Source organism: Lacticaseibacillus pantheris DSM 15945 = JCM 12539 = NBRC 106106, from assembly GCF_001591865.1.
Classification (GTDB): domain Bacteria; phylum Bacillota; class Bacilli; order Lactobacillales; family Lactobacillaceae; genus Lacticaseibacillus; species Lacticaseibacillus pantheris.
On sequence record NZ_BCVS01000162.1, the window covers coordinates 1 to 3528 of the forward strand.

The 3528-nt window shown below is 56.8% G+C and carries 4 protein-coding genes; 2 read left to right on the forward strand and 2 right to left on the reverse strand.

The genetic code is table 11. The features are described from left to right. Window positions 1–94: 94 nt before the first annotated feature. Window positions 95–928 carry a MurR/RpiR family transcriptional regulator gene (locus tag LPA02S_RS11100; RefSeq protein ID WP_054651816.1) on the reverse strand — a complete coding sequence of 278 codons (834 nt, stop codon included), beginning with the start codon at window positions 926–928 and terminating at the stop codon, window positions 95–97. Between the two features lie 152 nt (window positions 929–1080). Between LPA02S_RS11100 and LPA02S_RS11105 the strand changes: the two genes are divergently transcribed. Together LPA02S_RS11105 and LPA02S_RS11110 are read left to right on the forward strand one after the other, a co-directional pair. After that, entirely contained in the window at window positions 1081–1722 is a 642-nt protein-coding gene (locus tag LPA02S_RS11105; RefSeq protein ID WP_056956667.1) for a ribose-5-phosphate isomerase A, read from the forward strand. A 42-nt stretch (window positions 1723–1764) separates the two neighbouring features. Then, complete coding sequence (locus LPA02S_RS11110) at window positions 1765–2745, forward strand: Gfo/Idh/MocA family protein (RefSeq protein ID WP_054651812.1); 981 nt, start codon at window positions 1765–1767, stop codon at window positions 2743–2745. Window positions 2746–2832: 87 nt separating this feature from the next. On the opposite strand, the gene LPA02S_RS11115 is transcribed toward LPA02S_RS11110, so the two are convergent. Further along, window positions 2833–3357: a GNAT family N-acetyltransferase gene (locus LPA02S_RS11115; RefSeq protein ID WP_054651810.1), complete on the reverse strand. Its 525-nt coding sequence runs from the start codon at window positions 3355–3357 to the stop codon at window positions 2833–2835. Window positions 3358–3528: the final 171 nt, after the last annotated feature.

The window sequence follows — 3528 nt, forward strand, 5'->3', positions numbered from 1 at the left end:
CCGCGCCAGTACGACCAGCCACCGCAGCGGTCCACCAAGTTGCAACACCCCACAGCAATCCCACCGGCCAGAACCGCCATCAAGGCTGCACATCCTAAACTTTACTGTCGGCAATGATTGCTTCGTGGGTATGAATACGTTCGATACGCTCTGGATCAGCGTGGATGAGTAGGAGGTAGAGGGCCTCAATCACCGTCATGGCGGCGACGCGGGAAAAGTAGTACTCGGAACGGAGCACGCGCTGCCGCACGGTTGTGGTGATGTGGAGGTCGGCACGTTGGGCGAGCGGCGAATCATCGCGGTTCGTAATCCCGATGACGCGTACACCCCGACTTTGGGCCACATCCACGGTTTTAAGCATCGTACGACTCTCGCCGGAGTTGGAGATGGCAATTAGTACTGCCCGCTGGTCCAGATTTAGGGTTTGGGCGACCGCGGTTTCCCACGGCTGAGCGCTGATAGCAAACAGCCCAATCTGGTTGAATTTGTACGTGGCGTCTGCCGCTACGGGATAGGTGTCGCCGTCTGCAACTACCTGGATGACGGAGGCGGTGCTGAGCCACGCCACCAGCTGGTCAATGAGTGCCGTTGATAGTTGGTCGAGGGAATGGGTCACCTCGTCCACTTTGTTGGCGGTCACTGAGGCCAGATACTGTTGCACGTCATCGTTGTTGGTGGCGTGGGCAGGACTTGTGTCTTCCGCAACCTGGGCAACTTTGACCTTCAGCTGGTGGAACCCGGCCAGGTCGAGGTTGCGGCAGAATCGCGATACCGAGGCGTCACTCACGCCGGCCGTGGTGGCCAGCTGCGAAATCGTCCAATCAACGATGGCGGCCGGTTGGTCGAGGATGGTCTGGGCAATTTTCTGGTCGGTGGGCGTCATGCTGGCGAGGCGCCCGTAGATGGTATCAATGATGTTGGTGGTCATGGGGGCATTGCTTCCTTCCTGAACGTTTATGCACCCGCAGGTTAACAAAGTAAAGTGTGAAAGTCAATTTCATCCGTTCATGGTTGACGAAAATAAGTTCAAAGGTTATGCTGTGTGTGAAAATTATTTTCCTTAACAAAGGGGATGTGAAAATGACTAACGAAATACAGGCGGCCGTCAACGTGTTGGCGCCAGGGATGACGGTCAGCCTGGGTGGCGGCCGGCACATGCAGGCGTTGGCGCACGCAATTGCCGATGCGGAACTAGACGTGACTTTGTGTTCACCGGCCGTACCCACGCGCGCAGCGATTACTGCGTTAGGACTGCGGTTGGTGGACTTACCTGAGCACGTTGACTGGGCGTTCGACGGTTGCGATAGCGTTGATCGGCGGCGACACGCACTGAAGAGTAACGGTGGTATCCACACATTTGAAAAGCTATACGCAGATATTGCTGATCAATACGTGCTGGTGGCCCCGCCGGAACGGGTGGTTGACCGGCTATCCCCGGCGGTCCCGCTGACGTTGGAGGTGGTACCGCCAGCGGTGTGGCAGGTAGTCCGGGCCGTGAGTGACTTAGGCTATGTAGCGATGCAACGGACTACGGGAACGGTAACTACCACACCTTTGGGCAATTCGTTGGTGGACATCACCGCCGACGATTGGGGCAACATTGAGCGGCTGGACAACGCGGTACGCGCCATGAACGGAGTGGTCGGGACGTCGTACTTTGACCACCAGGTGACGGACATATTGACGACCGATGCGGCGGGCGTAGCTGTTTGGCTTAAGTGAGTAGAACGACGTGAATTTTTAAAAGTAAGGATGGCATACAAAATGAAACAATATCGTTGGGGTATGATTGGTGCTGGTTGGATTGCGCACGAGATGGCCGACGCCTTAAACGCCGTTAACGGCAGCGTGTACGCGGTGGCGGGCGGTGACGTTACGAAGTTGAAGCAGTTCGCCCGGGATAAACACGTGGAGCACGTCTACACGGACGTGGACGATATGATTAACGACCCCCAGGTGGATATTATCTACATCGCGACACCGCACACATTTCACTATGACTACATTAAGCGGGCGCTGTTGGCCGGCAAACACGTTTTCAGTGAGAAGGCGATTACGGTCAACGCGCGCCAGTTTGATGAGGTGCAAAGGTTGGCCCACGACCGCGGCCTGATTTTGACCGAAGGGTTCACCCTGTACCACATGCCCATTTACCAACAGGTGCGTGACCTGATTGCGGCCGGTAAGCTCGGTGAGATTAAGCTGGTACAGGTTAACTTTGGCAGTTTGAAGGACTACGATCCGCAGAACCGTTTCTTTAACAAAGACTTGGCTGGTGGTGCGTTGCTTGACATTGGCGGTTACGCCACCGCCTTTGCCCGTATGTTCCTGGCGAGCCAGCCGGACGTCACTTTGACCACGGTGAAGTATTTCGAGACCGGCGTGGACGAGCAGTCGGGGATTATTCTCAAAGACGATCAGGAACAGCTGGCCGTGATGGCCCTATCGATGCGTGCCAAGCAGCCCAAGCGGGGCGTTATCTCCGGCACGAAGGGGTACGTCGAGATTAACGACTATCCGCGCGCAACGACGGCCGCAGTCACGTACACGGCGGATGCGCACACGACGACCACGGACACCCTGACGGCCGGGAATGCCGCAGACGCGTTGAGCTACGAGGTGCAGGATATGCAGCGGTACGTGGAGCAGGGACACGACGACGGACAACTGGATTGGTCGCACGACGTTGCACACATTCTGAACAACGTGCGCAACCAGTGGGGACTCAAGTACCCCTTTGATTAATCGCTGCAGCAGATAAAATCAGCCGTCCTGGCGATGCGTTGGCATCAACGGGACGGCTGATTTTTGTGTTGATGACGTTGGGTGAAACTACAGAAACAGCTGGTAGACGTTCCGCAGGTCGGTGGGATCGTCATCCATGCGAACGATACCGGAGTACGTAAAGCCGGCCTTGAGCAGGACGTGTTGCATCCGGGCGTTATTTGCGTGGGTGTCGATACGCATCTCGCGGAAGCCGAGTCGGTAGGCCTCAGAAGTCAGGTTACTGAAAAAGAGGTCGCCGAGGTGGGCCCCACTGTGGCCCGGAGCGATGGCGATGCGATGAATAGTGGCGTAACGTTCGCTCGAATGTTGCTGCCAGGCACCGGCATAGATGGTGGCGTAGTTAGGGTCGGGTTCCTGGAACAAAGTCGCGGTGCCAACGGCCTCGTGGTCGGCCAGGAGAAGGTAAGTATAGCCGCGGTCAATATCCCGGTCGATGTCGGCCTGGGTGGGGTAGGCCCCCTGCCACTGGGGGATGCCATCTGCTGCTAGCAGCTGCTTTGCCTGCTGAATAATCGCCATAATTGTGGGTGCGTCGGTGGCCGTTGCGGGCCTAATCATTACACTTGTCATTGTCTACCCTCCGGTTGATTAATACCCGTAAGCATACTACTTGTCTTCAGCCTTGTGCAGTGTATTTGGAGATTATAGAGAATGTGGGTGTGTTCGAACACGCGGGCGGGGTGGAGGCTTCGTGTCCGGAGACGGGGTGTTACAGTGGCGTGAGGCCGCGTCGGTCGGACC